This is a genomic window from Staphylococcus rostri, from assembly GCF_002902145.1.
GTDB classification, from domain to species: domain Bacteria; phylum Bacillota; class Bacilli; order Staphylococcales; family Staphylococcaceae; genus Staphylococcus; species Staphylococcus rostri.
On the sequence record NZ_PPRF01000139.1, the window covers coordinates 1 to 228 of the forward strand.

Here is a 228-nt window from a genome sequence, read left to right on the forward strand (position 1 = left end):
TGTGCAGAAATTCCATCATATACGGATTAACTCTAAAGCGATTAATTGTTCTGTATGAAGGTGTTTGACCCTGCGCAAGCCACATCATTCGACAACTGTCTTTTAACAGAAATTCAATGCGTCTTCCTGAAAATACTGAGTGCGCATAGCCATATAAGATTATTTTTAACATCATTTTTGGATGGTAAGATGAAGGACCTCTATGGTTATAATATTTATTGAAAGCTT

The 228-nt window shown here is 35.1% G+C and carries 1 protein-coding gene; it reads right to left on the bottom strand.

Annotated elements, in window-relative coordinates:
- The coding region (locus CD122_RS11455; RefSeq protein WP_142381211.1) for a transposase at positions 1 to 228 on the bottom strand (228 nt) is incomplete at both ends.